Below are 21,372 nucleotides of genomic sequence, written 5' to 3' on the forward strand. Positions count from 1 at the left end.
GAGGACCGCGCTACCGGACCGGTTCCAGCCGTGCCCCGTCAAAGAATTGACCGGCCTGGTACACCAGGGGAGCCTTGTCCGCCGAGGCCGCCTCGACCACCTGGCCGACGAAGATCGTGTGTGAGTACGCCGGGATTTTGTATTTGACCTCCAGCTCGAAATGGCCGGCAACGCCAGCCAGGACAGGGACTCCCAGCTTGCTCAACTCCCACTCCAATTCGTTGAATTTGTCCCCGCCGGATTTCGCGAAAACGCCGGCCACGTCAACCTGGTCCGCGGCCAGGATATTGATTCCAATATGGGAACTTTCAAAGACTGCGGCGTAGGAGTGGGAGGATTCATTCACGCAAACCAACACCAGCGGCGGGTCCAGTGAAATGCTGGAAAAGGCATTCACCGCCAGGCCGCACGGCTTTCCGTCGACGGCGGCAGTGACGACGGTGACCCCTGTCGGGTACTGCCTGTGCACGCCGCGCACGCGGGTGCTGAGTGCGGCGGACTCCGCCTGGATGTCTGTGGTGGTGTTCGTCATTGTTCTCTCTCCTCCGGTGACGATGCGGTGACCGGCCTCAGTGCCGGGCCGCGAATTCAGATGTTCTGTACGGCGGGAAATCCACCCTGGATGAGCGCATGCCGGCTGGCCACCTGGGGCAGCCACTCCTCATGGGTGGCCGCGTAGAGCCGGTTCGCGCGGATGGCGTCCAGCACGATCTCTCCGACGTCTTCCACTTCCAGGAAACGGAAGCCCTTGCCGTTGCCCGAAATATCCACGTCGTAGAGCGAGCTGGACTCGGACGCGGGCTTGGTGCGCAGGCTGTTCACGATGTTGGTCCGCACGGGCCCAGGGATGAGGGCGGTGGCACCCACTACCGACCCGTCTTTCTCGAGTTCCATGGACAGCACTTCCGTCAGGCCCAGCACTCCGGCCTTCGCCGCCACGTAGGCTCCCAAGTTGGCGGGCGGGGAGAGCACCGACATTGAGGACGTGTTGATGATCTGGCCCCAGTCCTGGTTCCTTTTCAGAATGGGCAGGAACGAATGCACGCCGTGGATGACCCCGAAGAGGTTGACGTCCAGCATCCACCGCCAGTCCTGGAGAGTCAGTTTTGACATTGGGCCCATTGGCCCAACACCGGCGTTGTTGCAGATAACGTGGACCTCCCCGTATTCGGCAACCGCCCGGTCTGCCAGGGCCTGCACGCTCTCGGCATCAGTCACGTCGGTCCGCACGCCCAGGACTCCAAGCTCCTGCGCTGTAGCGGCCAGGGCCGCATCATCAATGTCGGCGATGATGACATTCGAGCCGTTCGCCAGGAAGGTCCTGGCGATGCCCTTTCCGATGCCCGAGGCACCGCCGGTGATGACCGCCGTCGCTCCGGAAAATTCCACGGTCCTGTTCATGTCCACTTCTCCTCTGTCCTGCATCAGTGCAGTTCGTAGCGCTTGAGCTTGCGGTATACCGTCGCCCGGGACATCCCGAGCCTTTCCGCCGCAACGTTCCGGTTGCCCTCGGCATCGCGGAGGGCGACCATCAGGGCCTGCCGTTCCACGCGTTCCATCTCCCCGAGGCAGCGGCCGGCCTGGCCGCTGCCGTAGCGGGCCGGGAGATCTGCCTGCTTGATCTCACGGCCCGCCGCACGAATCCGCGACGTGGCCAGTACCTGGCGCAGCTGGCGGACGTTGCCGGGCCAGTCGCTGGCCACGAGGGCAGCGACGGACTTCGCTGCAAGGGAACTGGCTCTGCCATCGGACCCTTCCAGCTCGCGGAGGATTTCCCGGCAAAGCTCGTTGAACTCGTGGGCTCGCTCCCTGAGCGGCGGAACCGGCACCACAACCGGAAAACTCTCGCGAACGAAAACCGACGGGCTGTCGTCGTCCACCTGTTCGGACGTTGTTCCGACCAGCGAGCACGTGGCCCTCGCGACAAGGTCGGACACGGTGGTCATCAGCCTCAGTGGGATTTCCTCAATGTGGCTGAGCAGGACGATGGATCCCGCGTCCTCCACTGACTGCTGCAGTGCTTTGAGCCACCGGTCCTCGTCCAGGTGTGCCACAGAACCGTCGATCTCTGCGACGTCGGAACGGGGCGACTTCCGTCGCAGGGCCTCCGATCCGATGAATCGTTTGCCGGTTCCCCGTTCGCCGGTAAGAAGTACTGCGTGGCCCGCTGCCAGGGCCTGGCCGAGCTGGCGCCGCGCGTCCGGGCGGTCCAGCTCTGCGAGGTCGCGGCCGCCCAGGTCAAAATGGACAGAGGGGTTGGCGGATTCGGGCTCGAACGTCAGCACTGCTGCGAAGTCCCCCCGCGCTTGTTCCACGGGTGCGATCTGGACCGACGCAACAATCCCTGAGCTCAGGCGCCGCCGCACCGTTCGGGGCTTGGACCGGGCGCATGCTTCTTCGGCCAGGCGGCGCAGGAGCTCCTCATCGGCCTCTCCGACGAGTTCCCGAGACTGGGTATTGGTGATGAACAAGGATTTCGTGATGCCGACGACGGCGCCACGGAAGCGCCGCTGCGTCCGCAGGAAGACGTCGAAGAAGACCCTCTCCCCGTCGGCCCGGCTAGCCAGCAGCTGGGCCTCGATGGACCTGCCGATTTCAGCCACCAACGGCAGAAGCGCTGTTGATCCGTACTCCCGGCGGCAGTGCACCCCCAGGGTTCCGACGAACCGCTTGGTGTAGGGGTCCCGGATGTTGACGCCTGTTGTGGTGATGATCCCCGTGTGCATCTGGAAGTGCTCGGTGCCGGAAATGATGAAGGACTGCTGTTGTTCCTGCGCGCAGCCGATGCCGTTGGTGCCGATCTGGTCCTCAGCGAAGCACAGCCCAGGCCGCAGGTCCACCTGCCGCATACGCTTTGCCTGAGGCGAATCGCCGACCACGGCGGTGAGGAGCCTGCACGCCCGGTCGGTGAGGAAGCCCCAGGAGCTGAGATCGGAGATCTGGTCCTCGAGACGGTTCATGATGGGCTGGGCGATCTGGGCGAGCCGGCTCTTCGGCGTGAAGTCCTCGTCGAACGGAATCACCGTGGACCAGGGGTCCACCCCGGCCAACAGCGACCGCTTCCAGGAGAGCAGGACGTCGCGGCGGACCTCCGGATAGTCATCCGGGTCCAGCAGCAGCGGATCCTTTTGGATCAATTCCAGTTTGATTTCGCCGATCCGATCCCACTGCTCCGGCTTTGAGGGAACGGGAAGTCCGGGAACGCGCGGCTGTTCAGTCATGGCTGCGCTGCCCTGCCCTGGAGTCCTGGCGTCCTGTGTCATTTCCCTGCCTCTCGTTCGTACGTGCCCACCATGGTGTTGTGGTGCCAGGTGCCGGCCGCCTTGCTGTGGCCGACACCTGGCACCTGCCTGGCCTAGGCTGCCACGCTGACCTTCTGGCCGTTCAGACTGCGGGCCTTCGGCATGACTTCGCGGGCAAACAGCTCAAGGCTGGCGCGGGCCTGGTCGTAGGGCATGCCGCCGAAGCACGGGGCGATGATGATTTCAAAGTCGCCGAGCGTGTCCCGGATCTCTTCGATCTGGCCCAGGATGTGCTCCGGGTTTCCCCAGAGTGCCGTTTCGGCGTACTTGTCGGCAGCGCCCTGCAGCCCGGCTTCCTGGATGCGCTTTGCGGTATCTGCGTAGCGCTCATAGCCCTTGGTGGTGGCGAAGTGGTCGCCGGCCATTTCATAGTGGTCCACGTTGGAGTGGAAGAACCGGGAGATGTATTCGAAGTGGCGCTCCTGGGCTACTTCGTTGTCCTCGTGGCAGTACATGTTCACGTTCAGGCAGATGGCGGGGGCCACCACGCCGTGCTTTTCCTCGTACATCTCGCGGTAGCTGGTGAAGTTGCCCATGAGGTCCGGGACCGGACGAACGATGAACGACATCAGCCGGGCACGCAGGTTCACGGCGGAGACGAGCGAGTCCGGGGAGCCGGCCACGCAGTAGCGGCGGTCCGCGAAGGAGCCGCGCGGTCCCGGCCGGAGTTCAGCGCGGGGCTGAGGGTAGAAGCGGCCGTCGCCTTCGATGATTCCGGATTCGACGGCGTCGAAGATCATGGCGGACGCCTCGTCGAAGCGTTCGCGGGTTTCCTCCAGCGGGATGCGGAACGGTACGTACTCCTTGCGGGACAGGCCCCGCCCCACACCCAGGAGCAGGCGGCCCTTGGAGAGCGTGTCCACCATCAGCGCCTTCTCGGCCACGCGCAGCGGGTCATTCCACGGCACGATGATGGCGCCGGTCCCGAGCTTGATTTCCTTGGTCTGTCCTGCGATGTTGGCCAGCAGGAGGAGGTTGTCCGGGCACATGGAGTAGTCGCTGAAGTGGTGCTCAACAGCCCACACGCTGTCGTAGCCCAGAGCCTCGGCGCGCACCGCGAGGTCGAGCTCGCCGTCGTACATTTCCTCGTCGGTGAGGCTTTCGTCCAGCTTTCCGAAGCCAAGGTTGATCCCGATGTTCAGCATCGAACAGGTCCTTTCAGTGGATGGCATTTTTTGTAATCCACATCACTAGGTGATGTATTTGATCTCACAGTATCGGCGGTGCAAGCTCATTGATGTCTCACTTTGAGACTGTGAAGAATCCCGGCCCGGAGAGCCGGGATTCCCCGAAAAGGAGGCCTCAGGCGGTCGGCCCGGCCCCGCCGTCGAACTTGTAGATAGTGTCGGCCCGCAGGAAGTCGTCCACGGCCTCAGGCCCGTTTTCGCGCCCGGAGCCACTCGCCTTGGTGCCTCCCCAGGGCGCAGCCATATCGGGCAGGTAGCCATTGATGCCGAAGGATCCTGCCTCGATCAGGCAGGCCAGAGCCAGCCCCCGTTCCACATCGCCGGTCCACACCGAACCGGCCAGACCGTAAGGGGAGTCATTGGCGATGCGGACTGCATCATCCTCGTCCTTCGCCCGGATGATGCAGACGACGGGGCCGAAGATCTCTTCCTGCGCGACGGCCCACGCGTTGTCCACGTCAGCGAAAACGGTGGGCCGCACATAAAAGCCCCGCTCAGGAACCTCGCCTGTGACACCGCCGCTCACCAGCCGCGCCCCGGCCGAAACGCCATGCTCGATGTACTCGTTGATCCGCTGCCTTTGTTTCCCTGAAACCACCGGCCCCATCGTGGTGCCCTCGTCAAGCGGGGAGCCGAGGACCTGGGACTTGGCATAGCGCCGGTACCCCTCCACGATTTCCTCATAAACGTTTGGAGTGGCGATGACGCGGGTCTGCGCGAAGCAAGTCTGCCCCGCGTTGAGGAAGGACAGCGGGGGCAACTGCGACAGCGTGTGGACCAGGTCTGCGTCGTCCAGGACCACCGCCGCGGACTTGCCGCCAAGCTCCAGGTTCACCGAGCCGAGCCGCCCGCCGACTTCCCGGGCAATGCTCCTGCCCACCGGAGTGGAACCGGTGAAGGCGACCTTCCCGACCTTGGGGTGCGCAACGAGCGCCCGCGCGAAGTCAGGTCCGCCCGCCACGACGTTCACCACGCCGGGCGGCACTCCCGCCTCAGCCATGATGTCGGCGACCAGATACCCGCTGAGGGCATTTTCCTCCGCCGGTTTGATAACCACGGTGCAGCCGGCAGCCAGCGCGGGGCCCAGCTTGGTGGCCATCAGCATCAACGGATAGTTCCACGGCACGACGGCCGCAACCACCCCCACCGGGCTCTTTCGCACGATCACCTCGCCCTTGAAGGCAAAGGGTGCACGCCGTTCCTCCAGTTGAACGTTTCTGGCGATCCCGGCGTAGTACCGCAACACGGCCACGGGTCCCGCAACGTTATTGAATGCCGAGTCCCTGAGCGGCATCCCCATTTCCTGGGTGACCAGAAGCGCGACTTCACTGCCCCGGCCCTCCCACGCGCGGGCTATGCGTTCCAGCAGGTCCGCCCGTGTTGCGCCGGAGGTCATCGACCAGGCCGGCAGTGCGCTGTGGGCTGCCTCAACGGCTGGCCCGGCGTCCTCGGCTGTGGCTATCACTGCCTGGCCGAAGACTTCCTCTGTGGCGGGATTCACCAAGTCACGCTGCGTGCCTTGCGCGGTTTCCTGCCACGCGCCACCGATGAACATCTTTGTTCGGTTCATGCCGTTTCTCCTCAAAAGGTCACAATTGCCTTGACGGTGTGTCCTGCCGCACTGTCCTCGACAGCCTGCTGGATCTTGTCGAACGGGTACAGTTCCACGAACCGTTCGAAGGGGAACCGCCCCGCCTGATGCAGGGCGATGAGTTCCGGAATGAACTTTTGGGGCACGGCGTCTCCCTCCACGATGCCCACGAGCCGGCGTCCGAAGCCCATCACGCTGTGGTCCAGAACGATTTCCGAGCCGGGACGGCCGAGCCCGATGAGTCCCGCCGTCCCCCCGACATCAAGCACGTCCACAGCGTTCCGAACAGCGGTCATGTTTCCGCTGGTCTCGACCGAGTAGTCGGCACCGCCCTCGGTGATGTCGATGATCTGTTGCCGGACATCCGCAGCACGCGCGTCGACCACATGGGTGGCACCAAGAGCCAGGGCCAGCTCAAGCCGGCTTTGGTTCACGTCACAGACGACTATGGTGGTGCAGCCGCTGACAACCGCGGCGAGGAGCGCACTTAGGCCCACACCGCCGGCACCGAAAATGGCGATGGAGCTCCCTGCCCGGGCATTCAGGCTGTTGAGGACGCCGCCAGCGCCGGTCTGGATGCCGCATCCGAGCGGACCAAGAAGCCGCAACAGCTCAATTGGCGTGTTGTCCGGAAGCTTCACTATGTTGCGTGGACTGGCCAGTGAGTATTCCGCGAAGGAGGACTGCCCGAAGAAGTTTCCACCGATCTCCTGCCCGTCCTCCCGCCGGATGCTGCGGCTTCCGTCGGCGCGGGTCCCGCACATATTGAGTGGGATAAAGCCGCGGCAATGAGCCGGACTGCCCGTAAAGCACTTGTCGCAGTCCCCGCAGGAGGCGAAGGACATGATCACCTTGTCGCCTGGAGCCAGGCCCCGGACGTCCTCACCGACAGCTTCGATGATGCCGGCGCCCTCGTGGCCAAGAACCTGGGGCGACTGGACTCCGTTTCGGACGCTCAGGTCCGTATGGCAGACTCCGGTCGCCACGAGTTTGACGAGGACCTCGTCCGCGCGCGGCTCGTCCAGCAGCACGTCCTCGAGTTCGAAATCTCCGCCGGCCTGGTTGACCACGGCGGCCTTCATATTAATCACGGGGTCCTTTCGGGTTGCGGCCGCGGCGCAGGGGCGCCCGGCGTCTGAATGAATGTTGCACGTGGTGCCCTACCGGAGGTAAGCGGTCAGCCGCCGTTTCGTCTGCGGGTTGCCAGGGAGCGGACCTTCCGGCCACCGCTGCGGAGCAAATGCGAAACACCTCGCGGTTCAAAGACCATGACGAGTACCAGGGCAAGACCGTAGACGAGCAGGCCGACTTGCCCAACCGGGATGCCAATGGCCCCTGACTGGCTGAAGTCTTCCTGCAGAAACGGAATGTACTCCGCATACTGTGTGGCCAGGACGGGGATCGAGCTGATAATGGCGGCTCCGACCACAGGCCCCCACGTGGAGCCCAGGCCCCCCACCACCGCGATGATCAGCAACTCAAGGCCCATGCTGATGCCGAACTGGTCCGCTTGGACAAAGCGCAGCTGGGCCAGGAGGAGTCCGCCGGCCAGGCCTCCAAAAGCACCGGCGATGATGAATGCCTTCATCTTGACGCTGCCCGCATTGATGCCGGCGATCTGGGCGGCCGTTTCCGCCTCGCGGACGGCTGTCATCGACCGGCCGAAACGGGTTCGGTGCATGTTTACCACTGCCACCATGCAGGCTGCCACGCAGAGCCACACCAGGATGAACAGGCCCTGTTCGTAGGTGTATTTCATCCCGCCGATCGTGAGTTTGCCGAAGTCAACGAAGCCCAGGGACATGCTGGGGGCCGCGGAAATTCCGGCGTTGCCGCCGGTGATGAAAGGCGTATTGACGAAGATGTAGTTGCCCACGAAGATCAGGCCCAGGCTGAGCACAATCTGGAACACTCCCTTGAGCCGCAGCGTCAGGGGTGCAACGATGGCTGCGGCGAGTCCTCCCCCGATAGCGGTTGCCGGGAGCCAGAGTACGAGCGGCAACTCCGCGATGCTGCCGAGCGCGACGCCGGTGAAGGCACCAACGCCGACGAACACACTTTGCGCCAGGGAAATCTGCCCGGCGTAGCCGGAGAGCACGTTGAGCCCGATTGCGGCGATGGCAGAGACGCCGATGGTGCCCCCGAGGGAAAGCAGGAAGGGGCTGCCGACGCTCAGCGGAATCATGAGAATAAGCAGGAATGCCACGCCCAGCATGATTCGCTGCCCGGTGGACCGGCAGAGGCGGGACTCGTCACGCCATCCACGAGTGGCAGTTTTGTGCGATGTCAGGGGCTTGACCAGGTCGGTTACGGCCACGGGGATCACGCCTTCCTAGTTTCGAGTTTCTTGGCGAAGCCGTCCGGCTTTACCAACAGCAGCAGAATGAGGCCCACCCAGGGCAGCGTGGTGGCGAATCCCTGTCCGAAGGTGTCCGGGGCATACCCTGCCGCGTACGTCTGCGCCAGCCCGAGTGTCAGGCCGCCGTAAACGCAGCCCGGCAGCGACGAGAGGCCGCCGAGAATGAGGGCTGGAAGCGCGGTGAACGCCACCTGGTCCAGGTTGGCCACCAGTCCCCCGCCGATCTCGGTGGAAAGCATCATTCCCGCCAAAGCTGAGGCGGCGCCGCACATGGCCCAGGCCGTTGCCGAAATTACATGGGGGTTGATGCCCTGCGCCCGTGCCGCTTCGGGATCATTGGCCGCAGCACGCATGCCCACGCCGATCCTGGTGTGCTGGATGATGTAGTAGAAAACGCCCAGCAGCATCAGACTCAACAGCACACACCAGATGTCCCGCACAGCGATCGCGATGCCTCCCAGCCGGACCACATCCAGGCCCCACGGGTCCTCGATGAGATAATTCAACGGGCCCCAGATACTCACCACCGCGGCCTGCGCAATGGAGATCAAACCGAGGCTGACGAGCAACACGGACATGTGCTCGATCGACTTGTGGCCCTTTCCGCTAAGCCGCGAAAAGAGGAACCGCTCTCCCAGCACGCCCAGTGCCGCGCAACCCACCGCCGCAAGCGCCACGGCCAGGACGAAATCCAGCTTCCACAGCACGTGGAACTGGTACGTCAGGTATGCGCCCAGAAGAACCAATGCTCCCGGCAGCATGTTGAAGTGGCCTGTGGCCTTGAGCAGGACGGCGAATCCGATGGCCACCAGGGCATACAGGATGCCCAGGGAGACGCCGGACGCCGTCAGCTGGATGAAACTATTCACTGGTGGCCCCTTCCAGGAGCAGCTTGGTTTGCACATCGGCCTCGTCAGTCGCGCCCAGATAGGCCGCGATCACCCGCTCGTTCTGCTGGATTTCCGCCGGCGTGCCCAGACCGATCACTTCGCCGAAATCAAGGGCCAGGATGCGATCGGCGATTCTCATCACCATGGCTACATCGTGTTCGATCAGCACTACTGTGAGGCCAAGACGATCCTTAAGCTCCAGCACATAATCGACGAACGTCGCGGTTTCTTCGTGGTTCATGCCGGCCACCGGTTCATCCAGCAGCAACAGCTCGGGACTGGAGGCCACCGCCTTGGCGATCTCCACGCGTTTCCGGATACCGTACGGCAGGGTGCCCACGACGGTGTCGCGGTGCGCCTGCAGTGCCATGAGTTCCATGAGCTCGTCGGCCCGTTGCCGGGCCTGTCGTTCTGAGCGGAAGACGCTTGGCCAACGGAGGGCAGCTGCGACGGCCCCGCCACGGACCTGCAGGTGACCGCCGACCAGGACGTTCTCGGCAACTGTCATTGACCCGAACAGCCCGAGGTTCTGGAATGTCCGCGCTACGCCCATACCGGCAATCTCATGTGGTTTCTTGCCGATGAGCTCCTGCCCGTTGATCTGGATCGACCCGGTGGGATTGACGAGTCCGCTCAGGCAGTTGAACAGCGACGTCTTGCCGGCACCGTTGGGACCCAGAATGGCAAAAAGCTCATCCCTTTTCACATCGAAGCTCACGTCCTTCAGCGCAACCACTCCGCCGAATTCGAGCCTCACCGCTTCCACGTTCAGCATCAGTGACGTGCTCCGTTCTCAATTTTTTGACTGGCTGCCGGGGCTGCGATTCCGAGGTACAGATCGCGCAGGGTGTCGTCTTCGAGCAACGCTGCCGCCGTGCCCTGGTGTTGGACCCGCCGGCTGTCCAGGACGTAGGCGTAGTCGGCGATGGACATCGCCGTCGCCACGTTCTGTTCAATGAGCAGGACGCTGCAGCCCTGTCCATTGATTTCGACGATGATGTCCCTGATCTGGTTGACGATCAGCGGCGCCAGCCCCAGGGACGGCTCGTCGAGCAGGAGCAGCCTGGGCCCTTGCATGAGGGCACGTCCCACTGCGAGCATCTGCTGCTCGCCGCCGGAGAGCAGCCCCGCGGCGAGGTCGTTCTTCCGCGCCAGGACAGGGAACAGGTCCACCACGTTCTCGTATGCCTTCGCGGCGGCTGCCTTGGACTGGATATAGCCGCCGGCCTTGAGGTTGTCACGCACACTGAGGTCCGTGAATACCCGCCTTCCCTCAAGGGAGATGGAAATTCCCTTGCGAACCCGGGCCCAGGCGCTTTGGCCCGAGACATCGCTGTCCCGATACCGAATCGCACCGCCCGCAATCGTGCCGCCATGGATTCCCAAGAGCCCTGATATGGCACGCAGCAAGGTTGTCTTCCCGGCCCCGTTGACGCCCAGGAGGGCAACTATCTCTCCTTCGAAGACGTCAAGGCTCACACCCTCAAGGGCGGATATCGCGCCGCCGCTGTAGGCGACGGAGAGGTCGTCCACCGACAGCACCTTGGCGGCGTGTGAGCGGTCGGGACTCTGCCGAGCGGTCCGTCTCTCGCTGTTCATGGTTTCTCCTTGTGGTGCCATATCAGGCTCATGGGATTACTTGCTGAGAACTGAGGCGTTGTATTTCTGCGCCACCTCGGACTGGAAGCCGTATTCCTTCAGCTTCAGGCCGGTCTTGGCGGACTCGTCGACAGTGAAGATCGAGACGGTGTTGCCGGACGTGCGCTCGTCCAGGTTCTGGCCGTAGTTGAAGGCGCCGCCGGCAAGGCCCATGTCGTCCACGGTGCCCAGCGACTTGGCGACGTCCAGCAGCTTCTCGCGTGAGAGGTCACCTGCTTTGACGGCCTTTTCGAGGACGGCGACCGTGGTGACTGCCGCCATGTACCCGGTCTGGTAACTGTTGGCCATGGGCTTCGCCTCGGGGTCGATGGCCGCGATGTCCGTTTCCATCATCTTTTGGCCCTCGGCGGAGGCGTCGCCCCACTCCGTGCCGGTGACCACGAAGCGGGCATTCTGCTTGATGTAGTCGGCGGCGGGTCCGGTGGCGAGGCTGGCGTTGTAGGCGGTGTTGCCGGCCAGCCAGCGGGCGTCAAAGTTCAGCTGCACGGCGCGTACGGCCGCGTTTTGGATGGTGGCGCCGGCTCCGCCGAGGTCAACAACCCCGCAGCCGGCCTCCTTCAGCTTGGAAATCTGCGGTGTGAAGTCCTGGAGTCCGCTCGGGTAACGCACGGCTGCGCCGGTTTTCAAGCCGAGTTCCTTGGCGGCAAAGTTGAAGCCGTTTTCAACCTGTGTTCCGAAGTCATCGTCCTGCAGCAGGGCGCAGTACGTCGCGTCCTTGAGGCCTTCTTTTTCCGCCAGGTACTGGAGCCCCGCAGCGTGATAGGTGGCATAGAACGGGCCGAAAGGAACAAGGTTCGGATTGGAGATCAGCTTTTCGTCCGAGGACGCCGGCACGGCGAGAATGTTGTCCGTCTTCATCTGCGGAAGCAACGCGGACGTAATGCTGCTTCCCAGCACGTTGGTGAACATCAGGACGTTGCTTTTAAGCGAGTTGTACAACGGAACTGCAACTGACGGGTTGTACTCGGTGTCCACGTTCTTGACCTTGATGGTGAAGCCTTCAAGGGGACCGCCCGGCTGGGTAGCCCTGTGGAAGTAGGCCTCCGCGCCGGTGATGTTCGTGGCTGCCGGAGCCCAGATCCCGGACGTCGGCACCATGGAGCCAATGGTGATTGTTTTCGTCGCGGCGTCGAAGCCGGGGACGCTGACCAGCGCCTTGGCACCCTGGCCTGCTGAACCGGCGTCATTGTTGGATACGGCAGTGCCAGCACAGCCGGTGAGCATGAGGGCGGCGGTGGCCGCCAAAGCGAGTGCGCGTCGTCGAGCAGTCATTTTACTTCTCCTTTGAAGGAATTACGGGTAGTAGAACATGGCTGGGGAAAACTGACGTGCAGAAGACCGATTGGGTTGCCGGCGACAAGTCGTCCTGTGTGACTTGCCCGGCCAGCTTGCCCGTGCCGGAATTGCGGTCAAAGCACGGGAAGTTCGAACTCGCGATGTCTATGCGGATTCGGTGGCCCTTCTTGAACACCTGGCTCGTCGCGACCAGGTCGATGGTGTATTCGTAAACTTCCCCTGGTTCCACGGTCGAGGGGGTATCCATGCCATTGCGGTAGCGCGCACGAACTATCCCGTCCGCCACTCCCATGGCTCGTCCGTCGGGGAAAACGTTGACCAGTTTCGCGGTGAAATCCGCGTCCTCAGCCGAAGTTGCCGCGAACAACGTGACGCTTAGCGGGCCGGTCACCTCCATGTCCTGGTCCAGGACAGAGCTGGAGAACCGGAGCACGTCGTCGCGGCTGTCCAGCACACGCTGGTCCCGGGACCCGGGCATATAGCCCGCTCCGCCGTCGGGCCCGCCGTTGATCAGGGTCCCGCCGCCGACGGTAGGCACGGGGTCATGGGGATCATGGACGTACCGCAGGGGGTCTGCGTTGCCTGCCGGCACCGTGGCACTGAGCAAGCCGTCCGGCTGCAGGTACCACTTCTGCCAGTCGGTTCGCGCCAGCGGCCATTCCTCCTCCGACCGCCAGCGGTCGGTCCCCATCACGAAGATCTGGACCGGCGGAATCGAACTCGGGGTGCCGTCGACACTTTCGCGAAGGAAGCGCATCTGCTGCTCTTCCAAGCGGATAACCTGTGCTGCGCCTGCCGCGAAGTGCAGCTCTCCGGCCGCCCCGGACTGGTCTGCGTGCGTCCAGGGCCCGATCACCAGATGCTGATTGATTCGGGCCTCCTCGGTCTCGGCTCCGTGGGCAATCGCGGTGTAGTTGTCCAGGGTGCCGGCAAGGAAAAGATCGAACCAGCCGCCGACGTGCAGGGCCGGTACGGCTGTTCGGGTCCGGTCCTTGGTGTAGTTGATCCCGTCCCAGTAACCGCTGTCCGTTTCCTTCTCAAGCCACGTCGTCCAGCTGGGCAGGACGTCGCTGATCGCTGTGAGATCAGTCAGCGGCAACGTGCGGAAGGTCGCTTCCATGTCGCGTGTCATGCCCAGGAACGCGCCCATCTGCGCCGCAATGTCTTGCCCGCGCTGTGCCCGCTCCCCCAGCGTCTGGGCCGTCTTCAGCATGTGCCACCCCAGGCCCTGCCCGAGCTGCATGGCTCCCTGCCTGTAGACCAGTCCGTCCCGGTAGTTGTTCGTCGCGACGATCGGGACGATGGCGGCCAGTCCTTCGGGGTTCTTCCCGCTGACAGCCAGCTGCGCCATCCCAAGGTATGAGGCTCCGAACATGCACACCTGACCGTTTGCCCAGGGCTGGTCGATGAGCCAGGCAATAGTGTCCAGGCCATCGTTCGACTCGTTTTCAAAGGCCTGGAGCACACCGTCGGACTCTGCAGTCCCACGGCAGTTCTGGACAACGACGGCGAAGCCGGCGGCCAGCGCCGGGGCCACGGGCAGCGTCCGCGCCATCGACTCCACATACGGTGTCCGGACAAGAAGCACTGGCTGGGGCTCTGCTGACAAGGAGCGATAGGCCGTAGCGACAAGGACGATTCCGTCCCGCATTGGAATCCGGACTTTTTCCATCACCCGGGATTCCATGGTTTCCATGGTCTGTGTCATAGCCTGACAAGCAACCTTTCGCTCTCGGAGCAGCGTTGCTCCGTTGGCCCACTGTGAGGCGTCTCACATACACTACGTGGCCGGTCCGGGATCATTTGTCTCAAATTGAGACTGTCAATTTGGCTGGTTTCGGGCAGGCCGAAAGAGCCCCATCGCAGCCGCCGACCTGGCACGGCATCGATCAGGAAGCCGGTTGGCCTTACTTCAGGCAAGGCCGACGACGGCGGCAGTGTAGCCGCCGCCGTCGTCGTTCAATGTCCGCCCTGGCGGTCAGGGGACTTCGATGGTCACCACTGCCGGACCGAAGACAGACGCCTCGGCCATCAGGCCGGTCTTTGAGGTGACGGCCCGGGAGACGCAGCAGGCCATTTTCTCGGTGGCGTTTTGCTGCCTGGCACTGTAGAAGACGTCACGGTGGTCGATGGCACCCTCGAGCCTGAGGATTCGGACCTCACAAAGCCCGCATTCGCCCTTGCGGCAGTCGAACATCATGTCGGCTCCGGCATCCTCGAGGGCTTCGAGCATGGACCGGCCCTGCACCACTGGAACCTCCAGTCCCAGGCCGGGAACCTTGACGATGAATTCCTCAGGGTCGTACCAACCGCTGTTGCCGAAAGTCTCGTAACGCAGGTTGGGGTAGCTGAGCTCGCGCTCGGTCCAGCTGCGACGGACGGCGTCCATGAGCCGGATGGGGCCGCACATGTACAGTTCGGTGCCGTCAGCGGCACTGGCCACCAGCCGGTTCACGTCCAGGGACGTTCCCTCATCGTCCACGTGAACCACGAGGTTCGTCCCGTGCAGCTCCTGCAGCTCCGCCAGGTAGGCCATGGCCGCACGGCTGCGGCCTGCATATACGAAGGTGTAGTCCATCCGCAGGTTTTTCAGTACGCGGGCCATGCTGATGATGGCCGTAATGCCGATGCCGCCGGCCAGCAAGATGTAGCGTTCCGCCCCCACCCGGAGCGGAAAGTTCTGCAGCGGCTGGGTCATCTCCAGCTGGTCCCCCGGCTGGAGGGTGTGCATGAAGACTGAGCCGCCGCGGGACAGCGGAGCTCTCAGCACGCTGATCACCAAGCGTGCGCCGTCCTCGCTTGACTCCACGACCGAGTAGGAGCGTTTATCGGTGTGGCCCTCAATTCTGGCCATCACATCGATATGTGAGCCTGGTTCCGCCGTCCGGGGCAGGGCCGGCTCGATCACGATGCGCTGGATATCGGTGGCGACGTTCCGGACTTCGACAACTGTTCCCAGCTGCCAGACTTCAATGTTTGTTGCTGCCATGACTATTTCAGACCTATCTCGTTGCTGTCCCGCGCTAGGCGACAGGGACCAGTCGTCCCTCGGTTTCGAGCTGGCGTTCGATGAGGCGCCGCACCCACATGCCGCCGGCGTCGATGTTGAGGTTGTAGAACTCGTAGTCCGGGTTTGCGTCGATGGCGGCCTGCTGCGCCGCGAGCATGGCCTCGTCCTCCCCGAAGACGCCGTGTACGCCTTCGCGCAGCTGGGTGGTGATGAGCTGGCTGTCCAGGCGGTAGTTGCGCATGAACGCCCAGAAGTAGTGGCATGACTTGTTGCTTTCGGGCGTGATCGCGTTCATCACGAAGCCGTTGACGCCTTGGCTGCGGTCGCCTTCGAAGGCGCCGGTGCCCGCCTTCGCCACTCCCACGTCGATGTTAATGACGGACGGCGAGCGGAAGGTGATGATCTGCCAGCGGTCTACTTTGCCCTCGAAGCCGGGAAACTTATCGCGCATATTCTTGCGCCAGAACGGCGGTGCGTCGATGTTGAACATCCAGCGTGCAACCGTGACGGTGCCGCCGTCGTGCGTGACCACGAAGTCGGATTCGCTAAGCTCCTCCTGGCCTATCGATGAGGAGTGGACGAATTCCTCGTGCGTGAGGTCCATCAGGTTGTCCAGCACCAGCTGGTAGTTGCAGGGGGCGTAGATGGTCTCGCCGTCGCCCGCCCATTCCTTGGAGTCCAGTTGATGCATGTCCGGTACGAGCTCCGGGTCAGCCTTGGTGGGATCGCCGAGCCACACCCAAACGTAACGATGGCGCTCCACCACGGGGAAGGACGGCACTGTGGCGCTGGGGTTGATGGTCTCCTGCGCAGGCATGGACACGCAGCGACCCGCCGAGTCGTAAATGATGCCGTGGTAGGGGCACTGAATTTGGTCCTTGCCCACGGTCTTGCCCATGGACAGCGGGGCAAGCCGGTGCCAGCAGGCGTCGGCAAGGGCCACCGCCCTGCCGTCCTCAGTGCGGTACAAGGCCAGCGGGCGGTCCGCGATCCGCCTGGACATCGGCTTGCGGGTCACTTCGTAATCCCAAGCGGCGACATACCAGACGTTCAGCGGATAGCCGAGGACCTTGTTCGTGGTGGAGCTCTGCGTCCGGATAGCTGTCACGGTTCTTCCTTCCTGTCGCCGGGCCGCATCGACATTAACGCCCCCGGATCGGATGTATGAAAAATTTGATACCTCGGTAACTATCGGGATAAATAACTATCTCCATAGATAGTGGGGCGGGTCACAGACTATCTATGGATATAGTTATTGGCAAGAGCCTAGGAAAAGAGTCTTTCTGTGAGTCTTCGCTACGCACTGCTGGCACTGCTGACGGTCGAACCCATGACGGGCTACGACCTGTCCAAGCGGTTCGAGTCCTCCGTTGCCTATGTGTGGCACGCTCCCGATTCGCAGATCTACCCCGAACTGCGTCGGATGGAAAAGGACGGGCTTTTAGTCGGGGAAGAGGTCCCTTGGGGACCACGCGGCAAAAAGACGCAGTACCGGATCACGGGGGAGGGTGCGGCGGCATTCCGGGAATGGATCAACACCGCGTTGGAGTACTCCCGGGAGCGCGATCCGGTTCACCTGAAGGCCGCCTACCTGGAATGGGCGGAACCTGCGTCGGCAAGGGCGCTCATGGAAGCCCACATTGCCCACCACACGCTGCGGCGCAAACAGTGGGAAGGCATGGTCCAGGAGCTGCGCGGCGGCACCAGCGTCATGTTGGGTCGCCGGCTTGCCGTAACTCCGGCGGCGGACCATGAGCGCACCACCGAATACAAGATCTTCACCTACGAGGGCCTGATTGCGCGTGCCGAGACAGAAATAGCGTGGGGCCGCCGTGGCCTGGAGCTCATCGATTCCCTCGAGGATGGTTCCTGACTTCGACGTACGCGCGGCGGGGGCCTAGCTCTCCCCGTACATCTGGCGCAGGTCGGCCTTGCGGATCTTGCCGCTGGCGGTCCGTGGCAGCTCGTCCACAATCACCACAGACTTGGGGATCTTGTACCGCGCCAGGCGGCCCTCCAGATGGGCACGGACTTCGGCCTCTGTCACGGCGTGTCCGTTCCGGACGGTGATTATGGCTTTCGGCACTTCACCCCATTTCTCGTCCGGCACGCCGATGAGGGCCACGCTTCCGATAGCCTCCAACTCGATCACGATCTGCTCCACCTCGGCCGGGTAGATGTTCTCGCCCCCTGAAATGATCATGTCCTTGAGCCGGTCGGAGATGTATATAAAGCCTTCGTCGTCGGCGTAGCCCATGTCCCCTGATCGGAACCACTCGTCGTCAGCAAAACTGTTCCCGGTGGCGTCCGGCCGATTCCAGTATTCGCGGATGACGTTGGGGCCCTTGACCTCGATTTCCCCCACCGTGTGGGGTCCCTGTACGCTGCCTAGCGGATCAACAATGCGCACATCCGTGAAGAAATGCGGCAGACCCACAGAGCCCATCTTGTCCCGGCTCCGGTCCGGCTGCAGGCTGGTGGCTCCCGGCGCGGTTTCGGTCATGCCGTAGCCGCCGGAGAAGGACAGCCCCCGGCTCTCGTAGGCTTCCATCACGCGGTGGGGCACGGCCGAACCGCCGCAGGTGAGCTTCTTGAGCGAACTGAGGTCGGTAGATTCCCAGGCTTCGTGCTCAGCGAGCATCTGGTAAGTGGTGGGAACGCCGCTGATCATCGTGGCCTTATACTGCTCGATCAGAGACAGTGCCCGGCCGGGATTGAAGCCAGGTTCCAGTAACAGGGTGCCGCCCTTAAGGAAGACCGGCACGACAGCCATGCCGAGCGATGCTACATGGAACATTGGCGAGATGACCAGGGCCACGTCACTGCTGACCACGTCGTAGTCCACCAGCACGTTGTAGGAGTTCCAGGTGATGTTGCCATGGGTCAGCACGGCTCCCTTGGGACGGCCGGTGGTGCCTGAGGTGTAAAGGATGATGGCCGTGTCGTCCAAGGTGACCCGGATATCGATGCGGTCAGCGGAGGCAGCCGTCCGTGCTTGGGCGTAGTCCTCGGCGCCATCGGAGGCGTGGGTGGAATGCGTATCACGGACCACAAGGCGGTGGCGGACGGCCGTGTCCTGGGATCCCCCGACAGCCAGGCCGTTCAGGGCTGCGGCGTTGATCAGCACTGTGGCGCCCGAGTCCTGAAGGGCGAACTGGATTTCCGGCGGGGCGAGGCGCGTGTTCAGCGGCACAAAGATGGCGCCAAGGGTGCCTGCCGCGAAGAACGTCTCAAGGAACGAGGGATCATTTTCGCCCAGGTAGGCCACGCGGTCCCCCTGCTGCACGCCGCGGTCACGTAGGGCATTGGCCAACCTGTCCACGCGGTCGGCCAGTTCTCCGTAGCTGGTGCGGGTGTCGAGGTAGATCAGCGCGGTCTTGGTGGCGGATTTCGCTCTGCGGCGTTGCAGCCACGAACCCACTCCTTCGTTGTACATGTGAGCAGAACCTTCCTGTAATAGGGAGCGGGCCACGGAAGCGGCTCGCGGGCAACATTGCCAACCGGGCCGCCGCCTTCGCCTGCTAGGCGTAGAAGCGGTAAAGGGAGTGCGCGACGACGGCGGGCTTGGTGCCGCCTTCAACCTCGATGGTCTGGTCCACGCCAATTTGCACGCCGCCAGCAATTTCGGTGACGATGGCGATCTTCGCAGACATCCGGATCTTGGAGCCCGCCTTGACCGGGGACGGGAAGCGGACCTTTTCCAGCCCGTAGTTGACCTTGGTCTTCACACCCGTCACGTCCAGCAGTTCGGTCCAGAACGGGATGGCCAGGGACAGGGTGAGGAAACCGTGCGCGATGGGCGCGCCGAAAGGGCCGTCCTTGGCCTTTTCCGGGTCCGTATGGATCCACTGGTGGTCGCCCGTGGCGTCGGCGAAGGTGTTGATCTGCTCTTGGGACACCTCGATGTAGTCGGTGTAGCCCAGGTCGTGGCCTTCCATGCCGGCCAACTCTTCGAACGTTACGGTGGTGATGCTCATGATGCTCCTTAGATGTTGTCGATGATGATCAGCGGAATGCGCTGAGGCCGGTGACGGCCCGGCCCACTATAAGTGAGTTGATTTCGTGGGTGCCCTCATAGGAGTAGACGGCCTCGGCGTCCGCGAAGAACCTGCCCACACTGTTGTCCAAAATGATGCCGTTACCGCCACAAATTTCGCGGGCCAGGGCCGTGGTTTCCCGCGCCTTGGCGGCGCACCACATCTTGGCCAGGGCCGAGTTTTCGTCCTTGTAGATGCCCTCTGCCTGCTGCTGGGTCAAGCGGACCACCATGCCAAGGGACGCGGTGACGTTGCCCAGCATGGCGGCGAGCTTTTCCTGGATGAGCTGGAACCCGCCCAGCGGCCGGCCGAATTGTTCACGTTCCTTGACGTAGCGGAGGGCAGCCTCATAGGCGCCGGCCTGGAGCCCGGTGGCGATCCAGGCGACGTCTGAGCGCATGTTCCGCAGCAGCCCGGCAATGTCACCGAAGCCGTTCACGTTCTGTAGCCGGTGGTCGTCCTGCACTACAACATTGGTGAGCGTGATGTCCGCGTTCTGCATGATGCGCAGGGACATCTTGCCTTCAATTTTGCGGAGCGCTACGCCTGGGTCGTCCGTGCGGACCAGGAAGGCCTTGACCTGGCGGTCGGCCTCGTCGCGGGCAAAAACAGCGATATAGTCGGCGGTAGAGGCGCCACCGATCCAACGTTTGACACCGTTGATCACCCAGGCGCCGCCGTCCCTGCGGGCACTGGTTTCCAGCCCGCCGGCAATGTCTGAGCCGTGGTCCGGTTCGGTAAGTGCAAAAACACCACTCATCTCAAAGCTGCGAATCAACGGATCCCACGCCGCTGCCTGTTCCGGGCTGCCGCCCAGGTTGACCGCTGTCCGGAACAGCCCGGACTGGGCGTTGTAGAACGTGGCCACGGAGGCGTCCGTGCGGGCGAGTTCAAAATTTCTAAACCCTCCGTACAAAGCTCCCGGGACTGCACCGTCCCGGGTAAGTTCCGGGGGTTCCATCAGGTTCAGGTCCACCAGCGGTTTGATGATCTGTTCCGGGAATTCGCCACGTTCCCAGTAGTCGGCCAGGAGTGGCTGGATGTCATCATCCAGGACTGTGCGTAGCCGGCCCAGCACTTGGCGTTCGTCTTCGCTGAGGAGGGTGAAGTAGCCGTACTGGTCAGAAGAGTAAAAAGCGGTCATGATGCTACCTGGGGGTTTAGTCCCAACAGCCGGACGGCGTTGTCCTTGATGATCTTCGGCCGCACTTCGTCCTTGATCGTGAGGTCGGCGAAGTCGCTCATCCAGCGGTCCGGGGAGATCAACGGGAAGTCCGAGCCGAACAACACCTTGTTCTGTAGGACCGAGTTGGCCTGCCGGACCAGGATCTCCGGGAAGTATTTGGGCGACCAGCCGGAGAGGTCGATCCACACGTTGGCCTTGTGCGTTGCCACCGCGATGGCTTCTTCCTGCCACGGCACCGACGGGTGCGCCATGATGATCTGCAGTTCGGGGAAATCTGCAGCTACGGAGTCGAGCAGGATCGGGTTGGAGAGCGCCAGCTTAAGCCCAAAGCCTCCCGGCAGTCCGGAGCCGATGCCCGTCTGCCCTGTGTGGAAGATGGCCGGAAGCCCAAAGGACTGCAGGAGCTCCCACAGCGGATAGAACTGCTGATCGGAGGGATCAAAGTTCTGCACCGTGGGGTGGAACTTGAAGCCGCGGACGCCGAAGTCGCCCGCCAGCAGCCGAGCCCTCTCAAGGGCTTCGGTATTCGTGGTTGGGTCCACGGAGCCGAAGGGAATCAACACGTCATTATTACGGGCCGCACCGATCGCGATTTCTTCGCTGCTGTTGGGCTTGTGTCCCAGCGCCCGGCGGGCGTCCACCGTGAAGACGACGGCGGCCATCTTGCGTTCACGGTAAATCTCCGCAATGTCGTCCAGGCCCGGGCGGGGGCCGTTCGTCTTGAAGTACTTGCTGGCCGCGTCCACCAGTTCCTGCGGCAGGGCGTTATGCCCGTGATCGTCCACCTCCACGTGGACGTGCATGTCGATCGCGGTAAGCGATTCAACATCCAATGCGGATACGTAGCTCATGACT

19 protein-coding genes are annotated in these 21,372 nt (G+C 63.1%); 1 reads left to right on the plus strand and 18 read right to left on the minus strand.

All coding sequences use genetic code 11. The annotated features are described in order from the left end of the window. Positions 1–10 precede the first annotated feature (10 nt). The 14 genes from QFZ69_RS11260 to QFZ69_RS11325 all read right to left on the minus strand — a co-directional run bounded on the left by QFZ69_RS11260 (position 11) and on the right by QFZ69_RS11325 (position 16,402). Complete coding sequence (locus tag QFZ69_RS11260) at positions 11–532, minus strand: flavin reductase family protein (RefSeq protein ID WP_306918197.1); 522 nt, start codon at positions 530–532, stop codon at positions 11–13. A 56-nt stretch (positions 533–588) separates the two neighbouring features. Then, positions 589–1,401, minus strand: a complete 813-nt coding sequence (locus tag QFZ69_RS11265; protein ID WP_306918199.1) for an SDR family NAD(P)-dependent oxidoreductase — start codon at positions 1,399–1,401, stop codon at positions 589–591. A 23-nt stretch (positions 1,402–1,424) separates the two neighbouring features. Then, positions 1,425–3,221, minus strand: coding sequence for a sigma-54-dependent Fis family transcriptional regulator (locus tag QFZ69_RS11270; protein ID WP_307000117.1), 1,797 nt, complete (start codon positions 3,219–3,221; stop codon positions 1,425–1,427). A gap of 134 nt (positions 3,222–3,355) precedes the next feature. Further along, entirely contained in the window at positions 3,356–4,447 is a 1,092-nt protein-coding gene (locus tag QFZ69_RS11275) for an LLM class flavin-dependent oxidoreductase (protein WP_306918204.1), read from the minus strand. A gap of 157 nt (positions 4,448–4,604) precedes the next feature. Further along, positions 4,605–6,059: an aldehyde dehydrogenase family protein gene (locus QFZ69_RS11280; RefSeq protein WP_306918206.1), complete on the minus strand. Its 1,455-nt coding sequence runs from the start codon at positions 6,057–6,059 to the stop codon at positions 4,605–4,607. Positions 6,060–6,070: 11 nt separating this feature from the next. Next, a complete protein-coding gene (locus tag QFZ69_RS11285; protein ID WP_306919663.1) occupies positions 6,071–7,162 on the minus strand; it encodes an NAD(P)-dependent alcohol dehydrogenase in 1,092 nt (363 codons plus the stop codon). Between the two features lie 95 nt (positions 7,163–7,257). Continuing rightward, the gene (locus QFZ69_RS11290) at positions 7,258–8,397 is read right to left on the minus strand and encodes a branched-chain amino acid ABC transporter permease (protein WP_306918208.1); all 1,140 of its coding nucleotides are present in this window, start codon (positions 8,395–8,397) and stop codon (positions 7,258–7,260) included. 5 nt (positions 8,398–8,402) lie between these two features. After that, on the minus strand, positions 8,403–9,308 hold the full coding sequence (locus tag QFZ69_RS11295; RefSeq protein WP_306918210.1) for a branched-chain amino acid ABC transporter permease: 906 nt from the start codon (positions 9,306–9,308) through the stop codon (positions 8,403–8,405). After that, a complete protein-coding gene (locus QFZ69_RS11300) occupies positions 9,301–10,104 on the minus strand; it encodes an ABC transporter ATP-binding protein (RefSeq protein ID WP_306918212.1) in 804 nt (267 codons plus the stop codon). The genes QFZ69_RS11295 and QFZ69_RS11300 overlap by 8 nt, the downstream gene beginning before the upstream one ends. Next, positions 10,104–10,928 (minus strand): ABC transporter ATP-binding protein, encoded by an 825-nt coding sequence (locus QFZ69_RS11305; RefSeq protein WP_306918214.1) that lies wholly within the window; start codon positions 10,926–10,928, stop codon positions 10,104–10,106. Before QFZ69_RS11305 ends, QFZ69_RS11300 begins: the two co-directional genes overlap by 1 nt. A 36-nt stretch (positions 10,929–10,964) precedes the next feature. Then, positions 10,965–12,260 (minus strand): ABC transporter substrate-binding protein, encoded by a 1,296-nt coding sequence (locus tag QFZ69_RS11310; protein ID WP_306918216.1) that lies wholly within the window; start codon positions 12,258–12,260, stop codon positions 10,965–10,967. 1 nt (position 12,261) lies between these two features. Next, positions 12,262–13,992: a CocE/NonD family hydrolase gene (locus QFZ69_RS11315; RefSeq protein WP_306918218.1), complete on the minus strand. Its 1,731-nt coding sequence runs from the start codon at positions 13,990–13,992 to the stop codon at positions 12,262–12,264. A gap of 270 nt (positions 13,993–14,262) precedes the next feature. Further along, positions 14,263–15,273, minus strand: a complete 1,011-nt coding sequence (locus tag QFZ69_RS11320; RefSeq protein WP_306918221.1) for a PDR/VanB family oxidoreductase — start codon at positions 15,271–15,273, stop codon at positions 14,263–14,265. 34 nt (positions 15,274–15,307) lie between these two features. Further along, positions 15,308–16,402 carry an aromatic ring-hydroxylating dioxygenase subunit alpha gene (locus QFZ69_RS11325; RefSeq protein ID WP_306918223.1) on the minus strand — a complete coding sequence of 365 codons (1,095 nt, stop codon included), beginning with the start codon at positions 16,400–16,402 and terminating at the stop codon, positions 15,308–15,310. A gap of 177 nt (positions 16,403–16,579) precedes the next feature. Between QFZ69_RS11325 and QFZ69_RS11330 the strand changes: the two genes are divergently transcribed. Further along, positions 16,580–17,167, plus strand: coding sequence for a PadR family transcriptional regulator (locus tag QFZ69_RS11330; RefSeq protein ID WP_306918225.1), 588 nt, complete (start codon positions 16,580–16,582; stop codon positions 17,165–17,167). Between the two features lie 24 nt (positions 17,168–17,191). On the opposite strand, the gene QFZ69_RS11335 is transcribed toward QFZ69_RS11330, so the two are convergent. The 4 genes from QFZ69_RS11335 to QFZ69_RS11350 all read right to left on the minus strand — a co-directional run bounded on the left by QFZ69_RS11335 (position 17,192) and on the right by QFZ69_RS11350 (position 21,368). After that, positions 17,192–18,730 (minus strand): long-chain fatty acid--CoA ligase, encoded by a 1,539-nt coding sequence (locus QFZ69_RS11335; protein WP_306918226.1) that lies wholly within the window; start codon positions 18,728–18,730, stop codon positions 17,192–17,194. 85 nt (positions 18,731–18,815) lie between these two features. Beyond that, entirely contained in the window at positions 18,816–19,271 is a 456-nt protein-coding gene (locus tag QFZ69_RS11340; RefSeq protein ID WP_306918228.1) for a MaoC family dehydratase, read from the minus strand. 28 nt (positions 19,272–19,299) lie between these two features. After that, positions 19,300–20,475 carry an acyl-CoA dehydrogenase family protein gene (locus QFZ69_RS11345; protein WP_306918229.1) on the minus strand — a complete coding sequence of 392 codons (1,176 nt, stop codon included), beginning with the start codon at positions 20,473–20,475 and terminating at the stop codon, positions 19,300–19,302. Then, complete coding sequence (locus QFZ69_RS11350; protein ID WP_306918232.1) at positions 20,472–21,368, minus strand: amidohydrolase family protein; 897 nt, start codon at positions 21,366–21,368, stop codon at positions 20,472–20,474. The genes QFZ69_RS11345 and QFZ69_RS11350 overlap by 4 nt, the downstream gene beginning before the upstream one ends. Positions 21,369–21,372: the final 4 nt, after the last annotated feature.

This window comes from Arthrobacter sp. V1I7 (assembly GCF_030817015.1).
Taxonomy (GTDB): domain Bacteria; phylum Actinomycetota; class Actinomycetes; order Actinomycetales; family Micrococcaceae; genus Arthrobacter.